Source organism: Bacterioplanoides sp. SCSIO 12839 (assembly GCF_024397975.1).
Classification (GTDB): Bacteria; Pseudomonadota; Gammaproteobacteria; order Pseudomonadales; family Oceanobacteraceae; genus Bacterioplanoides.
The window spans coordinates 1,623,517-1,638,753 of the sequence record NZ_CP073745.1 but is presented as its reverse complement, the minus strand read 5'-3'; the positions used below and the strand labels follow the sequence as shown (position 1 = coordinate 1,638,753).

Below are 15,237 nucleotides of genomic sequence, written 5' to 3'. Positions count from 1 at the left end.
GCCGTACCCATAAATCTATGAAACCAACCAATACTGCTTCAGGCGCTGCAATTAAAGGCAGCGTTACTAAAATTATGCTGGTTGATGACCAGCCCGGGCGTGCCGCCATGTTAGAACAGGCACTGACCGATGCCGGCTGCGAAGTGATTGCCCGACTGGAAAGTGCTCAGGGGCTGATTAAACAGGTCGAAGAGAATCAGCCGGATGTGATCTTTATTGATATTGAAAGCCCTGACCGGGACATGCTGGAACATATGAGCATTCTTAATCAGCATAACCCCAAGCCAGTGATCATGTTCAGCGATGAAGACGATTCCGACACAATCGAAAAAGCCATGCGCGCCGGAGTCAGCGCCTATGTGGTTGATGGCCTGCAGGCCGGACGCATCAAATCCATTATGGATGTTGCCGTTGCCCGCTTCCGTGAATTCCAGGCATTAAAAAGTGAACTGGAAAAAACCCGCAACCAGCTGGCTGACCGCCGTATCCTCGATGAGGCCAAATCCCTGCTGATGAAGCAAAAGAACATGACCGAAGAAGAGGCTTACCACGCTATCCGTAAGATGGCGATGGATCGTAGCCAACGCATGGTAGATGTCGCGAAGAACATTATTTCCGTGATGAATCTGCTGAGTAACTGAGTATTTCCTTATGACAACACCACAGCAAACAACACAACAAGCATCTGCATTGGAAAAAGACAAGCTGACGCTGGGCTATATGCCTCTGACCGATGCCCTGCCATTAATTGCGGCACAGGAAATGGGTTACTTTCGCCACGCCGGGCTCAACGTCACGCTGCAGCAGGAAGTTTCCTGGGCCAACATCCGCGATAAAGTGATTGTTGGTCATTTTGATGCGGCACAAATGCTGGCCCCCATGTTATTAGCCACGCACCTGGGTATTGGCTGCCTGAGAAAACCCATGCAGGCACCGATGTCACTGGCATTAAATGGTAACGCTCTGACCGTCTCAAACACCCTGGCTGAAACGCTGGCGGTGGATGATATTGCCTCTTCCTCGGCACAACAGCTGGGCCAGCAGTTAGCAACATTGATTCAGCAACGCCAGCAAAACGAGCAGGAAAAGCTGGTCTTTGCCGTGGTCTTTCCTTTCTCCATTCACAATTTGCTAATGCGTGACTGGCTGGCTGATGCGGGAATTGACCCCGACAAAGACATTGAATTGCTGGTATTACCACCGTCACAAATGGTCGATCACCTGAAACTGCAACATATTGATGGTTTCTTCGCTGGCGCTCCCTGGAACAGCGTTGCTATTCAGCAAGGCGTTGGCCAATGCCTGATGCCGGCCACCAAACTCTGGCAACAGGCGCCGGATAAAGTACTGGGTGTCACTCAGAAATGGGCGCAGCAGCACCCGAATACACTCCAGGCGCTGATACACGCCATCAGCCAGGGAGCTCAGTGGTGCCATGAGCATCCGGAGAAAGCGGCAGAGCTGCTTGCTGAAGCGCTGGAGCAGCCCGCTGAAGCGTTATTGCCGGCTCTGACTGGTGAGTTCCGCTACAAACTCGGCGACTCCCCCGTCAGCATTCACAATATGCTGGTACTGGACCCGCTGCAGGCTGGCGACGCCAAAGTGGAGCACGGAGAGTGGTTCCTGCAACAGATGCAGCGTTGGGGCTGGATTCAGGCTGATACTGATATCAAACACGTTGCGCAGGAATGTTTTTCCAGCCGTTAACGCTTATCGCCTGAACAGCAAATAGAACCCGGCAATTGCCGGGTTTTGTTTTTCTGTCGCAAAAATAAAAGTGCGCGCTTTTATTAAATGCCCTGTCAGTTACCACCCCTCTGCAAAAACGCCTCACAATAAATCGAAAATCCGCACCAAAGAAGTTCATCATTAATTTGGGCTAGCCTGATTTGGTGCTCAAAAAGCACTCAACCGTTAATAAATCTGATTTTCCTGCTAAAAATGCCTGAGAAATCTGCCTTTTTTGAAATTGGCACACTCTTCGCTAAATCCAGATTATGTAGCCCAACGTTGGGTTCACTACTTTTTTTATTTCGGGTGTTCGCAGACGAACATTCAATATTGCAAAGGCGCTCACGACCTATTGGGGTTGTGGCGCTTTTTTTTTGGCTTAAAAAGGGGAAACACGATGCGAGGAATTAATTCACTGCGACGTAACCTGCTGAAAACAGCACTGGTGATTTCAACCGGGTTAGCGTCACTAACAACATCTTTTGTTGTTAGCGCAGGTGAGCCGGAAAAAACCGAGCTTAAATTTGGTTTTATTAAGCTAACCGATATGGCTCCTTTAGCCATCGCAAAAGAGCTGGGTTATTTCGAAGACGAAGGTCTGGAAGTTGAGCTGGAAGCACAAGCCAACTGGAAAGTACTTCTCAACGGTGTGATTGACGGTCAGTTAGATGGCGCACACATGCTGGCGGGCCAGCCGTTAGCCGCCACCATTGGTTTTGGTACCAAAGCTCACATCGTGACGCCATTCAGCATGGATTTAAACGGTAACGGCATCACGGTATCCAACGGTGTTTGGGATGAAATGAAAAAACTGGTACCGCATGAAAATGGTAAACCAGTTCACCCGATTAAAGCCGATTACCTGAAGCCAATCGTTGATAAATACAACGACGCGGGCAAGCCATTTAACATGGGCATGGTATTCCCGGTATCAACCCACAACTATGAACTGCGTTACTGGTTAGCAGCCGGTGGTATTCACCCAGGCTACTACGCGCCACACAAAGGCGATACCAAAGGCCAAATTGATGCGGATGCTTTCCTGTCGGTAACACCACCACCACAAATGCCTGCCACATTAGAAGCGGGCACCATTTACGGCTACTGCGTAGGCGAGCCTTGGAACCAGCAAGCTGTATTTAAAGGTATTGGTGTACCCGTTATTACTGACTACGAAATCTGGAAAAACAACCCAGAAAAAGTATTCGGTATGACTAAAGAATTCACCGAGAAATATCCAAACACGACGGTTGCTGTTGTAAAAGCCATGATCCGTGCTGCTCAATGGCTGGACGCTGACAACAATGCCAACCGTCCTGAAGCCGTGAAATATCTGTCTAAGCCTTACTACGTGGGTGCCGACTACGACGTTATTGCTAACTCAATGACCGGTACTTTTGAGTACGAAAAAGGCGACAAGCGTGAAATCCCTGATTTCAACGTATTCTTCCGTTACAACGCGACCTACCCATACTACTCAGATGCTATCTGGTACCTGACACAAATGCGTCGTTGGGGTCAGATTTCTGAAGCTAAAGATGACGCTTGGTACAAAAAGGTAGCTGCAGACGTATACCGTCCTGATATCTATGCCAAAGCTGCAAAAGCGCTGATTGAAGATGGTGAAGTAGAAGCTAAAGACTTCCCTGATTTCGCCACCGAAACCGGCTTCAAGCCACCACAACCCGACTTTATTGACGGTGTGGTATTCGATGGCAGCAAACCAACGGAATACATCAATAAATTCAAAATTGGTTTAGACGCTGACGAAGTTCTGTAACTGAAGCCCTCTAACTACAGCTTTGTAGTTACAGAAAATGAGGCTGAGCCCCGCTCAGCCTCACATTTAAAAACCATCAGAATATTTTGTTTAGTTTTTTGGAATTCCACATCAAACAAAACATTAAACAAAATATTTTAAACAGAGCCAAAGCGCTCTGAGTAATTGAAAAATCAGAGGTTGTTATTGCCATGAGCATGTCATCACTACTAAAAAATCCGATGCAGACGCTGTCTGACGGTTTAACCCCACCTGCCATTACCAAGCTGGTCAAAGCCATTAGCTTACCCATTGTTGGGCTTTGTATTTTCCTGATGCTCTGGCAAGTCGCAGCCAATAACATTGTCACATCGCTGGGTAACTTCCCTGGCCCGAGTGAAGTGGTTCAACAGTTCAGCAACCTGGTAGATGAACACAAGGAAGAACGTGCCAAAGTAGAACAAAAATACGAACGCCAACGCATTCGCAATGAAAAGAAATTGGCAAAAAACCCGGACGCCAATGTAAAGTGGCGCGAATATAAAAGTCGCATTACCTTTTTTGATCAAATCGCTACCAGCTTAGGTACGGTAATGGCCGGTTTTATTGTGGCCAGTTTAATTGCCATTCCAATTGGTATTGTGATTGGCCTGAGCGCAAATGCCTATGCAGCCATCAACCCGATTATTCAGACCTTAAAACCGGTTTCACCATTGGCCTGGTTGCCACTGGTAACCATGGTTGTTAGTGCTCTGTATGTATCCGATGACCCTACCGTTTCTAAATCATTCTTAGTATCTATGTTTACCGTATCTCTGTGCTGCTTATGGCCAACCATGATCAACACGGCGGTCGGTGTTGCCGGTGTACCAAAAGATTTAAACAACGTAAGCCAGGTACTACGCCTGAGCTGGTTCACTCACGTACGTAAAATTGTTATTCCAGCAGCGATTCCGATGATTTTCACTGGCTTACGTTTATCTATTGGTATTGCCTGGATGGTATTAATCGCGGCAGAAATGCTGGCGCAAAACCCGGGCTTAGGTAAGTTCGTATGGGACGAATTCCAGAATGGTAGCTCCAACTCACTGGGTCGAATCATGGTTGCGATTTTAGTGATTGGCTTTATTGGATTCTTACTGGACCGTGCCATGCTGACCATTCAAAAATGGGTAAATTGGGATAAGTCAGCGGTCGTTCGTTAATTGCAGTTGTTCGTTAATTAATCGTGCACAACGGCCAGTTACATACAGAATTTCGGAGATAAATTATGAGCTTTTTAGAAATTTCCAAAACCAGCATTGAGTTCCCTACCCCCAAAGGCCCGTTTAAGGCACTGGATGGTGTTGACCTGAAGATTGATCAAGGTGAGTTTGTCTCACTGATTGGTCACTCCGGTTGCGGTAAGTCCACTGTATTAAATATTGTTGCGGGCTTATATCAAGCGACCGAAGGTGGTGTGATTCTGGAAGGAAAAGAAGTCACAGAGCCAGGGCCGGAGCGAGCCGTGGTGTTCCAGAACCACTCTCTTCTGCCATGGCTGACCGCTTACGAAAATGTCGAACTGGCGGTCAACGAAGTATTTAAAAACAGTAAATCTAAGGCTGAAAAGAAAGCCTGGATTGAGCACAACCTTGAGCTGGTGCATATGACACACGCCATGCACAAGCGTCCGGATGAAATCTCCGGCGGTATGAAGCAGCGTGTCGGGATTGCCCGGGCACTGGCGATGGAACCTCAGGTGTTATTAATGGATGAGCCTTTTGGTGCACTTGATGCCCTGACTCGTGCTCACCTGCAGGATTCCTTAATGGAAATCCAGAAAGACTTAAATAATACCGTCATCATGATTACTCACGATGTTGATGAAGCCGTATTGTTATCCGATCGCATTGTCATGATGACTAACGGCCCGGCGGCGACAGTTGGCGAGATTCTAAACATTGAGCTGGAACGCCCACGCAACCGCATCCAGCTGGCAGATGACCCGACGTATAACAGCTACCGTCAGCAGGTACTCAGTTTCTTATATGAAAAACAAAAAAAGGTTGAAGATATTCAATCAGCAAAAACAGAAAAAACTAAAACCGCGCGAAATAAAGTTGCTTAACCAGATCGTTAAAAAAACATAAATTCAGGAGAAGTTATGAACTCTATTAAAAAATCTGCACGCACCCTGGCGCCATCACTGTTGTCAGCGGCTGTTTTCACCGCCACTCTGGCAACGGCAGCCCAGGCTCAGGCCAACGAAGCAGCAGATGCGTTAACCGGCGGTAAAATTTTGAACGACTTCCGCTTACGTTATGAAACTAACGACACAGATGGCGGCGCTGATGCAGCAACGGCATTAACGTTACGTTCGCGCGTCGGTTATGAAACCGGTTCAATTGCAGGTTTCAAAGTATTAGCAGAACTGGAGGATATTCGTGCAATCGTTGATGAATATGCCCCTGAAGATCCTGATTATGATGTTGTTGCCGATCCGGAAAATACCGAATGGAACCGCGCACAAATCAGCTATGAGAAAGATGGTATTAATGCCACCCTGGGTCGCCAGCGTATTATTCTGGATAACGCACGCTTTATTGGTAATGTTGGCTGGCGTCAAAACGAAGTAACTTATGATGCTGCACGCCTGGGTTACAAAACTGACGAATTCACGGTTGATTACGCTTATATTGATCAGCGTAACTTCCTGAACTTTACCGACAACGATGTCAGCGACCACCTGCTGAATGCAAGCTACAGCGCACTGCCAGTTGGCAAAGTTGCGGGTTATGCCTACCTGCTGGAAAGCAAAGACGACACCATTGGTTATGACAAACTTGATACCTACGGTGCTTACCTGGATGGCAAACAAAAACTGGAATCATTGACGCTGATTTATCGTGCTGAGTTTGCAACACAAACTCGTGAAGTACCTTCCGGTGCAGAGTTTGATACCAGCTATATCTTGTTAGAAGGTGGCGTAAAGGTCGCAGGAATCACAGCAAAACTGGGTAATGAAATTAAAGGTTCCGATGATGGCGATGCCGGTTTTATCACACCTTATGGTACTAACCATAAATTTGGTGGTTGGGCAGATCGTTATTTAGGCACGCCGGGAATTGGTCTGGACGACAAATATATTTCAGTTGCCACCAAGGCTGGTCCGGTTAAGTTAGTAGCGGTTTATCACGACTATGAAGGTGTTGATGAAAGTGACGACCTGGGTAGTGAAATCAACTTATTAGCGGCTGGTAAAATTAATAAAACCTTCAGCGCTGGTATCAAGTATGCCAGCTTCTCAGAGGGCGACGTTGCTCCAGCTCTGAATGATACAGAAAAATTCTGGGCCTGGATTGGCGCAAAATTCTGATCATTTAATTATTTCCTTCCCTCGCCGGATCCGGGTTAACACCCGGCTTCCGGTATTTTTCGGAATTCCCGTCTGGAGCTTCACTATGCCTGTTGTGTCTGAAAAGTCTGGCAATCAATTAATTATTATTGGTAACGGCATGGCCAGTAATCGATTACTGGAAGAGCTGGGCACTCAACACCCATTTGATCAGATTCTGATTTTCAGCAACGAAGCAGTTGCTCACTATAATCGTATTATGCTTTCTCCGCTGTTAGCCGGAGAAACTACACTGACACAAATTACTCCTCATGATGAGGATTGGTATCAACAACGACGTGCTCGTATTTTGCTGAATACCGCCGTTGAAAACATTGATATTCAGACCAAAAAACTGCAAAGCAGTGGTGGTGAACACTATCACTTTTCACAGCTGGTGATTGCCACTGGCTCGCAATCCTTTATACCGAACCTCAGCGGTGCTGACAGCACTAACGTCAGCGGTTTTCGGGATATTCGCGATGTCGATCAATTACTCACTCGCCTGCCTGAATTAAAACAGGCCACGGTGATTGGTGGTGGTTTATTAGGGGTTGAAGCCGCCGTAGGCCTGAAAACACAAGGTGTAGACGTCACCCTGCTACACCGTAACCCGGTATTGATGAATCGCCAGCTGGATGCAGAAGGGTCAATATTATTAACCCAGGCCTTACAACAGCGAGGTGTCGATGTTCACACCGGAGCAACCGATATAGAGTTAATCTCGGATCAACAACAGGTATCTTCGGTCAGTTATCAGCACAACAACACTCGCATCAATATAGACACACAGGCGGTGATTTTTGCTACTGGCATTCAGCCGACAATCGGTATTGCTGAGAATAATGCCATCCTCTGTGATAAAGGAATCCTGGTGGATGAACGCATGCGTACCAGTGCCGATTCAATTTATGCACTGGGTGAGTGTTGTCAGTTTGAACAGTTTACCTATGGTTTGGTTGCGCCCATCTGGGATCAGGCTAAGGTACTGGCAGCGGAGCTGTTACAAGCGAACGCTTCACGTACAAACACTCAAGAAACTCTGGTTTACCGTGAACAACAACACCTGACTAAATTAAAGGTTTCAGGTCTCGACGTACACAGTGTCGGCGAGTTTAACGCTCTGGATGGCGATGATGTCCTGACACTACGAGACGATCACCAGGGTATCTATAAAAAAGTGATTCTGCGCAACAACACCCTGGCCGGCGCGCTTTGTATTGGCGAAGTAGCCGACAGCCAGTGGTATTTTGAGCTGATGCGGAATCAGACAGATATCCGCTCAATACGAGACGTTTTATTATTTGGAAAAGATTTCTGCGAGCCTCAGGTGGCCTGATTGTTTTTATCGCTGCAGAAGTTTCCAGGTTAACAACAACACTAATATCAATAAAACAATACTGGTACTTTTCCAGAATCTAACCGGGTTTCTTTCGATTAAAGGACGCTTATGTGCATGACGTAACAGCTGAGGATTCGGTTGTTTCAGGTCCTGAATAAACTCAGAATAGGCCGGATAACGCTTCTGCCAATTCGGGTGCGTACCTTTTTCCAGCGTCAGATCCAGCCATCGTGGTAAATCCGGGCGATGCTGGCGTAAAGAAATATAACGCCATTCTGACGTTGATTTAGGCGTACGACGATGCACATCATCCATTCGATAAGGGCTATGACCTGCGAGCATTTCGTACACAATTACGGCCAGTGAGAATAAATCACTCTGCACCCCTGCCTGCCCTGTCATCACATATTCAGGGGCAATGTATTGTACCGAACCCACCGGACAGTCTTCCTTGATACTGCCAGCTGATTCGGAGATTCCTCTGACCGAAACTGTGCCAAAATCAATTAACTTCACCTGGCCTTGTGGAGTAATCAGAATATTCTCCGGCTTAAGATCACGATGTACCATACCCAGACGCTGAAACGCCCGTAATCCACGGATTATCTGCTCGGTTATGTCACGCACCTGATCGAGCGATGGTTTGTCGGTGTCATGCAGCCACTGGCGTAATGACTGCCCTTCAATATATTCACATAAGTGGTATAAAAAACGACTGCCATCCCGAACCGGATATATTTTCATCACATTCGGATGATCAACCCGGTTTCCGACCCACTGCTCCCGGGAAAAACCATCCAGATAAACCAGATCATCACTAAAATTCTCAGACGGTGCTTTTAATACATAGTGCTTGCCGTCGTTGTTTTTCACACGGTACACATGACTGCGACTGCCTGAATACAGCACTTTTTCCACGCTGAGCTGATCAATTTTATGACCAACATCCAGCGCCGGTGGAATAACCCGTTGTGTCAGCTGGCGCTGTGCTTCTTCCATATCCGGTGCCGGCACTTGTTCAATACGAACCAGAAACAGGCTGCAGTTATCATCACTACCACGATCCAGCGCCGTGCCAACCAACTGCTGACAGGCTTTTTCAAACTGGTGTTGTTTGTCATCTGGCGTTAATTCGCTCAGGCACTGCTGAATATCAGCCGCAGACAAATATTCATGGGCGCCGTCTGTCGAAAAAACAAAATAGTCACCAGCCTGAATATCCACGCAGTGATAATCCACCTCCAGATAATTATCCATCCCCAGCGCCCGACTCAGAAAGGTTTTACCCCCCTTTTGTGGGTTCCCCTGAGCAATACAATGGTCACGGGTGAGTTGTTCAAATTCTGCCGCCGTTTCAGCCTTTTGCGGCCGATAACGATAAATCCGGCTATCACCGGCATGAAAAATATGAGCACTGGTTGATTTGGCAATTAAAGCACTGAAGGTTGTGACCAGGCTGTTATGACGCGCACTGGCTTGTTGTCCGTGATGAAATAACCAGGCATTTAATGATGACAGCACCTTGCCTGCGGATGTTTTGACATCCCAGCTGTCAGGGGTGCAGTAATAATCCTGCAAAAAATGCGTGACCGCGGTGGATGAAGCCAGCTGCGCCTGATCACTGCAACTTACACCGTCAGCAATACAAGCCCCAATGCCTTTGTATTTAGCCTGAGACAGGCCGGGCTGGTGCGCTGCGAAAGCATCCTGATTTTCGTCTTTAATGCCTGCGGTGGAGAACCCGCCAAAACTGACGGTTAACTGATCGCCCATGACTATTACCAGAAGAACCTGTTAGAGAAATACAACAAGCCTATCAGAATACTTTTTTAAAGCAGCAACAAGGATGTTGCGTGCCCATCATCAGCCCAGGGACGGGCTGTGTGATGGGTGCGGCTAAAAAGTATTCTGATAGGCTTGTTTGCTGTTCGAAGATAAATGGAAACATGCAGAATAAGTTACGCGTCATCCACACTTTTATAAATACGATGATATACGAAAAGCAGTTCTGGTGTTTGTTGGTCGGCCGTCTGCTGCAGGACGCAGCAGCCGAGCCTACAGGGACGTATTCACGGCGTGCCGAACAATAAATACCAGTACTGCTTTTATTTGCGGGAATAAATTAAGAAACCTTAATTAACTCAACCGAACCATCTTCATTGACTTCCGCCATATGACCTTTAGGTTCTTCCATCGCCAACAGCGCAACAAAACCCACCACAGCCGTTGCCGCAATCACCAGGAAGAAGGTGGAATAATCAACCAAAGACAATACCGTCAGGTAAGTAACCGCACCAACGTTACCGTATGCACCCGTCATACCCGCAATTTGTCCGGTTAAACGACGCTTAATCAGAGGTACCGCGGCAAACACCGCCCCCTCTCCGGATTGTACAAAGAAAGAACAGGCCATCGCCGCAACCACTGCCAGCCACACCGGCCAGCTGCTGTCGACCAGCGACATAACGTAATAGCCCACCGCCAGACCCGCAGTCAGAATCAGCAAGGTGGATTTACGGCCAAATTTATCCGATAACCAGCCGCCGCCCGGGCGCGACATCAAATTCATAAAGGCGTACGCCGAAGCCACCATACCAGCCACAACCGGTGTCAGCTCAAAGGTTTCAGCAAAAAACAACGGCAGCATAGACACCACCGCCAGTTCAGAACCAAAGGTAGCAAAATACAACACATTCAGTACCGCAACCTGCTTAAATTTGTACTGATGAATTTCATCCACCGGCGCTTCAAAAACGTGCTTATTCACTTTCCAGACATGCGTTAATTCATACAGGAACAACAGCACCAAACCGACGTAACACAACAGCGCGGTGGTTTCTGACAGCAGGCTCACTCCTTGTGGCGACAATTTCCAGGTTAATAAAGCCAGAGCCGCGTACATCGGGATCTTCATAATCACCAAAAAGAAGAAATCGCCTTTACTGGTCACTTCTAACGCGCCGAGGTTTTTCGGGCGGAAATAGGTAGAGCCTTTTGGGGTATCTGAGACGTTAGCGTAATAAATAAAACTGAATAACAGGCTTAATACACCCGTCAGACCAATCGCATAACGCCAGCCATCATCGCCACCAAATGCCAGTGCGACAACCGGTAAAGTAAAGGCAGCCGCAGCAGAACCAAAATTACCCCAGCCGCCATAAATTCCTTCAGCAGTACCTAATTCATTAGCCGGGAACCATTCTGACACCATCCGGATACCAATCACAAAACCAGCACCAATAAAGCCCAGCATAAAGCGCGCGATAGCGGCTTGGGCAAAGTCATCGGCTAAAGCAAACATAAAACACGGAATCGAACAGATCGCCAGTAGCAATGAATAGACAATCCGTGGGCCGAAGCGGTCAGTCAGCATACCAATAATTACCCGCGCCGGAATTGTCAGGGCAACGTTCAGAATCAGCAGAGTTTTTACTTCTGATGGGGCCAGGCCAAGGCTTGAGGCAATGGCCTGTAACATAGGAGCATGGTTAAACCACACTAAAAAGGTAATAAAAAATGCCATCCAGCTCAGATGCAGGATTTTCATTTTGCCGCTGAAGACAAATAAATTAAATTTCTCGCTTGTCATGCCAAACCTTACTACAAACTTTTAATAATTTTTTATAAAACAAAGCGCTGACAGAATCAGCGCTTTGTCCATGTCGCGCTTATGCTTTTATCAGGCGGCTAATAGCACCTGATTATTCTCAACTTTCACTGAAAATGTTTTCAGACTGACTGAATCATCTTCCAGGCAAGCCCCGGTTTGCAGGTCAAAATGCTGCTTATACAGCGGCGATGCCACCACCAGCTGCTCACCAATTGAACCAATAATCCCGCGAGACAGGACATTCGCTTTACCAAATGGATCAAAGTTCGACACAGCAAACACCTGCTCGCCGTCACCAAAACGAAACAGTGCAACCTGCTCATTATTTAATGCTGCACACACGCCGGTATCCGGCGCAATGTCAGTTAATTCACACACAGTTACCCAATCAGACATAACGGGTCTCCATTATTTTTTATGTTCAGTTATTCTTTATCAGGAATAAACCCGGCTTATTCCACAGGGTTTAGCTCAATTAATTCGATTTTTTCGGCTTCGGTTGCCGGACGGCGCTGTCCACGCTCGCGTACGTAATACAAGCCCGCATCTTCTGCATCTGAATTAATAAAGTGCTTAAAGCGTTTCAGTTTTTCAGGGTTTTCGATGGTGGTTTTCCACTCACACTGATAAGTGCCAACCACTTTGGTCATGGCATCTTCCAGCTCGGCGTTAATTCCCAGGCTGTCTTCGATCACCACCTGCTTGAGGTAGTCAACGCCGCCTTCCATATTCTCCATCCATACCGAGGTGCGTTGCAGACGATCGGCGGTACGTACATAAAACATCAGTACGCGGTCGATATATTTGATCAGGGTTTCGTCATCCAGGTCGGTGGCGAATAAATCGGTATGGCGTGGGCGCATACCACCGTTACCACACACATACAGGTTCCAGCCATTTTCCGTAGCAATCACACCAATATCTTTACTTTGTGCTTCGGCACATTCACGGGTACAACCGGATACCGCAAATTTAATTTTGTGTGGCGAACGCAGGCCTTTGTAGCGATTTTCCAGCGCAATCGCCATCGACACAGAATCCAGTACACCGTAACGGCACCAGGTACTGCCCACACACGATTTCACAGTACGTAGTGACTTACCGTAGGCATGGCCGGTTTCAAACCCGGCGTCCACCAGCGTTTTCCAGATGTCCGGCAGCTCATGCAACTGCGCACCAAACAAGTCGATACGCTGACCGCCAGTAATTTTGGTGTACAGGTCGTATTCTTTAGCCACTTCACCCAGAACAATCAGTTTGTCAGGGGTAATTTCACCACCGGCAACCCGTGGCACAATCGAATAAGTGCCGTCTTTCTGCATATTGCCCAGGAAAATATCATTGGTGTCCTGCAGGCCAATATGCTCGTCTTTTAATACGTATTCATTTTCGAATGAAGCCAGAATGGAGCCGATGGTTGGCTTACAGATTTCACAACCGTGCCCTTTACCATGCTCAGCTAACACGTCTTTAAACGTGGTAAAGCCTTTTACCCGGATAATGTCGGCCAGCTCCTGACGTGAATAGGCGAAGTGCTCACACAGGTCGTTATTTACTTCCACACCCAGCGACGCCAGTTCAGCATCCATCACCTGTTTGGTCAATGCTGCACAACCGCCACAGCCGGTTGACGCTTTGGTAGCATCTTTAATGTCACCCATGGTGCAGCAACCACCCTGCACGGCGGCGGCAATATCGCCCTTGGTAACATCAAAGCAAGAACAGATTTGAGCGGTTTCCGGTAACGCTGCAACACCTAAACCTGCACCACCCTCTTCATCGCTACTGCCTGCCGGTAATAACAGAGCAGCCGGATCGCCCGGAATATCCATATCATTCAGTTTCAGCTGCAACAGGGAGCCATACGCTTCCACATCGCCCACCAACACAGCGCCCAGCAGTTTTTTACCATCGGCAGAAACAATCAAACGCTTGTAGACGTCGCTGACTTCATCTTTAAACACATACGACTGGCAGCCTTCACTATTGCCATGGGCATCACCAATAGAAGCCACATCAACACCCAGCAGCTTGAGCTTGGTCGACATATCCGCACCCTGGAATTCCAGACTGGATTCGCTATCGCTGTAGCAAGCCTGAATATGATTCATTGCCACTTTGGCCATCTGATAGCCCGGGGCTACCAAACCAAAAATCATATTTTCCCACAGGGCGCATTCACCAATGGCGTAGATATCCGGGTCGGATGTCTGACAGGCATTATTAATCACGATACCGCCGCGCTCGCCTATTTGAAGGTCAAACTGGCGAGCCAGTTCGTCTTGCGGACGAATCCCGGCAGAGAACAGAATCATATCGGTTTCAAGGAAGCTGCCATCAGCAAAATTCATGCGATAGCGACAGGTTTCACCGGCGACAATTTCCTGCGTATTTTTTTCGGTATGAACCGTAACGTCTAATTCTTCAATTTTTTTGCGTAATACCTCACCGCCACCGTTATCCAGCTGCACCGCCATCAAACGTGGGGCAAATTCCACCACATGAGTGTCCAGACCGGCTTGTTTTAAAGCGTTAGCCGCTTCAAGCCCTAACAGACCACCACCAACAACAACACCCACTTTGCTTTGTGCGGCGGAGGCTGAAATGGCTTCTAAATCTTCAATAGTACGGTAGACCAGACAATGCTCCTGATCTTTACCCGGAATCGGCGGAACAAAAGGATAAGAACCGGTGGCTAACACCAGTTTGTCATAAGCTTCAACATTGCCATTGGCCGTGGTAATGGTTTTAGCGCTGCTATCAATCGCCACCACCTTGTCATTTAGCAGATAACGAATGTTGTTTTGCTGATATTCACTCTCAGATGTCAGGGATAAATCGTCAGCTGTCGCACCGGAAAAATACTTACTGAGTTGAACCCGGTCATAAGCGAGGCGCGGTTCTTCAGAGAAGGTAATCAGTTCATAATCGGATGCGTTTTCAGAAGCGGCCAGATTTGCCAGAAATTGGTGACCAACCATGCCGTTGCCCACAACGATAATACGTTTTGGGGTGGAAGGGCTTACGTGCGGTAATGTGCTCATAATGAACTCTCTCTATCTGCTCATCGGTAATAATTCTCCTGTGATGCATCATTGCGCTGTCCCGCCCCACGCCGTTGTAGAGAAAGAAATCCATTAACCTTCAGCAAATTAAATGCCAATGTTTTCCATAGGGTTTTCGCCGCTTTTATTGCAGGCACTATAAAAAATAAAAACACTTAAGCTCTTTTCAGGTGCACAACAGTAAAAAACCGCACACTTAGCGTGCAAAAATAAAAGCCATCATCAACAATTCTGACAGAGTTGCAGCGAATGCCGGGATTGACCAATGATCCCGGATAAACCAGCAATAAAAGGATGAGAGAAAAGAAAGAAACTGACAGGATGTGTTTCGTCAGTACATTGCGTACAGACAAG

The 15,237-nt window shown here is 47.5% G+C and carries 11 protein-coding genes; 7 read left to right on the top strand and 4 right to left on the bottom strand.

The features are described from left to right. The first annotated feature begins 17 nt into the window (after positions 1–17). From KFF03_RS07615 to KFF03_RS07585, 7 genes are all read left to right on the top strand, one after another. Positions 18–641, top strand: coding sequence for an ANTAR domain-containing response regulator (locus KFF03_RS07615; protein ID WP_255860407.1), 624 nt, complete (start codon positions 18–20; stop codon positions 639–641). 10 nt (positions 642–651) lie between these two features. Continuing rightward, positions 652–1,707, top strand: a complete 1,056-nt coding sequence (locus tag KFF03_RS07610) for a CmpA/NrtA family ABC transporter substrate-binding protein (RefSeq protein WP_255860400.1) — start codon at positions 652–654, stop codon at positions 1,705–1,707. Between the two features lie 421 nt (positions 1,708–2,128). Continuing rightward, complete coding sequence (locus tag KFF03_RS07605; protein WP_255860398.1) at positions 2,129–3,511, top strand: CmpA/NrtA family ABC transporter substrate-binding protein; 1,383 nt, start codon at positions 2,129–2,131, stop codon at positions 3,509–3,511. 221 nt (positions 3,512–3,732) lie between these two features. Continuing rightward, a complete protein-coding gene (locus KFF03_RS07600; RefSeq protein ID WP_255860862.1) occupies positions 3,733–4,695 on the top strand; it encodes an ABC transporter permease in 963 nt (320 codons plus the stop codon). Positions 4,696–4,760: 65 nt separating this feature from the next. Next, on the top strand, positions 4,761–5,600 hold the full coding sequence (locus KFF03_RS07595) for an ABC transporter ATP-binding protein (RefSeq protein ID WP_370647463.1): 840 nt from the start codon (positions 4,761–4,763) through the stop codon (positions 5,598–5,600). Between the two features lie 36 nt (positions 5,601–5,636). After that, on the top strand, positions 5,637–6,848 hold the full coding sequence (locus KFF03_RS07590) for an alginate export family protein (protein WP_255860396.1): 1,212 nt from the start codon (positions 5,637–5,639) through the stop codon (positions 6,846–6,848). Positions 6,849–6,933: 85 nt separating this feature from the next. Next, positions 6,934–8,205 (top strand): NAD(P)/FAD-dependent oxidoreductase, encoded by a 1,272-nt coding sequence (locus tag KFF03_RS07585; protein ID WP_255860390.1) that lies wholly within the window; start codon positions 6,934–6,936, stop codon positions 8,203–8,205. Positions 8,206–8,211: 6 nt separating this feature from the next. Here the strand turns inward: KFF03_RS07585 and KFF03_RS07580 are convergent, their stop codons facing one another. The 4 genes from KFF03_RS07580 to nirB form a co-directional block, all read right to left on the bottom strand. Then, entirely contained in the window at positions 8,212–9,981 is a 1,770-nt protein-coding gene (locus tag KFF03_RS07580) for a bifunctional protein-serine/threonine kinase/phosphatase (RefSeq protein ID WP_255860388.1), read from the bottom strand. 349 nt (positions 9,982–10,330) lie between these two features. Beyond that, on the bottom strand, positions 10,331–11,797 hold the full coding sequence (locus KFF03_RS07575) for a NarK family nitrate/nitrite MFS transporter (RefSeq protein ID WP_255860386.1): 1,467 nt from the start codon (positions 11,795–11,797) through the stop codon (positions 10,331–10,333). 90 nt (positions 11,798–11,887) lie between these two features. After that, positions 11,888–12,214 (bottom strand): nitrite reductase small subunit NirD, encoded by a 327-nt coding sequence (gene nirD, locus KFF03_RS07570; RefSeq protein WP_255860385.1) that lies wholly within the window; start codon positions 12,212–12,214, stop codon positions 11,888–11,890. 56 nt (positions 12,215–12,270) lie between these two features. Next, positions 12,271–14,862 (bottom strand): nitrite reductase large subunit NirB, encoded by a 2,592-nt coding sequence (gene nirB, locus KFF03_RS07565; RefSeq protein ID WP_255860384.1) that lies wholly within the window; start codon positions 14,860–14,862, stop codon positions 12,271–12,273. Between the last annotated feature and the right edge of the window lie 375 nt (positions 14,863–15,237).

Excerpts from the sequence above, each read along its gene's own strand:
- KFF03_RS07615 (WP_255860407.1), top strand. The coding sequence starts at position 18 with ATGAAACCAACCAATACTGCTTCAGGCGCTGCAATTAAAGGCAGCGTT.
- KFF03_RS07610 (WP_255860400.1), top strand. The coding sequence starts at position 652 with ATGACAACACCACAGCAAACAACACAACAAGCATCTGCATTGGAAAAA.
- KFF03_RS07605 (WP_255860398.1), top strand. The coding sequence starts at position 2,129 with ATGCGAGGAATTAATTCACTGCGACGTAACCTGCTGAAAACAGCACTG.
- KFF03_RS07600 (WP_255860862.1), top strand. The coding sequence starts at position 3,733 with ATGCAGACGCTGTCTGACGGTTTAACCCCACCTGCCATTACCAAGCTG.
- KFF03_RS07595 (WP_370647463.1), top strand. The coding sequence starts at position 4,761 with ATGAGCTTTTTAGAAATTTCCAAAACCAGCATTGAGTTCCCTACCCCC.
- KFF03_RS07590 (WP_255860396.1), top strand. The coding sequence starts at position 5,637 with ATGAACTCTATTAAAAAATCTGCACGCACCCTGGCGCCATCACTGTTG.
- KFF03_RS07585 (WP_255860390.1), top strand. The coding sequence starts at position 6,934 with ATGCCTGTTGTGTCTGAAAAGTCTGGCAATCAATTAATTATTATTGGT.
- KFF03_RS07580 (WP_255860388.1), bottom strand. The coding sequence starts at position 9,981 with ATGGGCGATCAGTTAACCGTCAGTTTTGGCGGGTTCTCCACCGCAGGC.
- KFF03_RS07575 (WP_255860386.1), bottom strand. The coding sequence starts at position 11,797 with ATGACAAGCGAGAAATTTAATTTATTTGTCTTCAGCGGCAAAATGAAA.
- nirD (WP_255860385.1), bottom strand. The coding sequence starts at position 12,214 with ATGTCTGATTGGGTAACTGTGTGTGAATTAACTGACATTGCGCCGGAT.
- nirB (WP_255860384.1), bottom strand. The coding sequence starts at position 14,862 with ATGAGCACATTACCGCACGTAAGCCCTTCCACCCCAAAACGTATTATC.